Raw genomic sequence first — 1782 nt, 5'->3', positions numbered from 1 at the left:
ACCTGTTCACTTTCTGCACTTAAATAGTTTTGTTGCAAAAACAGTCCTTTTCAAATCCCGCTGCTTCGCCTTGCGCTTCGAATAAAAGCAGTGCTTTTATTCTTGCTCAGGTTGCGGATGACGCTTCCGTGTATCAAATAAAATCTAGAATTTAAAAAGAAAATGCCAGTCAGTTTCTTAACTGACTGGCGGATGCGGCTTCTGCAAGCAAAAAAGGCATTCATCAAAAACAATGAAGCTTCAGCAATGGAGCTTCCATCCATAAAAAAAGAGCCTTAACAGATGAAGGCTCTTTTGGGTTGCTTATAGGATACGCTTATTTTAAGAAACGCTGATAGCCCAGGTTGTTGGTGATTTCAGCATAAGGGTAAGTAATGCTTTCCAGTGTTTCCACTAAGCCGTCCGGGTTCTGCTTGGCGTCCGTAGCTTCCATGCCGACCAAAACGCGGCCTTCGGCAGCGCCGTGGTTGCGGTAATGGAACAGGGTAATGTTGTGCGTCGGGCCAAGGCGTTCTAAGAACGTCAACAGCGCGCCCGGGCGTTCAGGGAACTCCACGCGGAACAGGCGTTCATTTTCAATATCTGCATGGCCGCCAATCAGATAGCGGATGTGCAGTTTCGCTACTTCATCATCAGACAGGTCATCAACGTCATACTGGAATTTTAATGTTTCATAAATTTCCTGACGCTCTTTTTCACCGTTTTTCAGGCTGATGCCGACAAAAACTTGAGCTGCGCTGGAATTGCTGGCGCGGTAGTTGAATTCTGTAATGTTGCGGCCTTGCAAGGCGCGGCAGAAATGCAGGAACGAGCCTTTTTCTTCCGGAATGGTGACGGCAAAAATCGCTTCTTTGTGTTCGCCCAGTTCGGTGCGTTCAGCAATGTAACGCAGGCGGTCAAAGTTCATGTTGGCGCCGCAGACAATAGACACGATATTTTTGCCCTGAAGCTGATGCGCCTCAACGTATTTCTTGATGCCGGCCAAAGCCATTGCGCCAGACGGTTCAACAATGCTGCGGCATTCATCAAAGGTGTCTTTAATTGCAGCGCAGACCTCATCGGTATTGACCAGCACAACTTCAGGTTCAACAATCGGGCCGGAGTTGTCAGACTTCTGCAGCTGAATCACTTCAAACGGCTTTGCGCCAATCTGCGCGACTGCGGTGCCGTCTGCAAATAAGCCAACTTGCGGCAGAATAACGCGTTCGCCGGCTTCTAAAGCGGCTTTTAGGCAGGCAGATTCATCATATTCAACCGGAATAACTTTGACGTGCGGCGCAACATCGCCTAAGTAGGCTGCTACACCGGCAATCAAGCCGCCGCCGCCAACGGCGACAAAGACATAGTCCACATCGCGCCATTGGCGTAGAATTTCATTGGCAATCGTGCCTTGGCCAGCCATCACCAATTCATCATCGTAGGGCGGAATAAACGTCATGCCTTCATCCTGCGCGCGCTGAATGGCATATTTATTTGCGACATCAAAGGAGTCTCCGTGCAGCACAACTTCACCGCCCAGGCGTTTGGCGGCTTGGACTTTAATATCCGGCGTGGTTTTCGGCATGACAATAATGGCGCGGATGCCTAGCTTTTGACCGGATAAAGCCACGCCCTGAGCGTGGTTGCCTGCAGAAGCCGTAATAACGCCGCGTTCCAGCTGAGATTTAGGCAATTGACTGATGCGGTTATAGGCGCCGCGCAATTTGAAGGAAAAAACCGGCTGCAGATCTTCGCGTTTAAAGCGAATGTTATTGTTTAGTTTTTCACTAATTCGTGGCGCTG

Annotated in this window: 1 protein-coding gene; it reads right to left on the bottom strand. The window is 49.4% G+C overall.

What is annotated here, in order from left to right; translation table 11 throughout:
• Positions 1-316 precede the first annotated feature (316 nt).
• Positions 317-1782: threonine ammonia-lyase, biosynthetic (ilvA, locus tag RSA72_RS14455; RefSeq protein ID WP_332624098.1), on the bottom strand; the 1466-nt coding region annotated here is incomplete at its 5' end.

The organism is Acinetobacter sp., assembly GCF_036659555.1.
Classification (GTDB): Bacteria; Pseudomonadota; Gammaproteobacteria; order Pseudomonadales; family Moraxellaceae; genus Acinetobacter.
The sequence above is the reverse complement of the archived record's forward strand: the minus strand, read 5'-3'. Positions and strand labels throughout refer to the sequence as shown.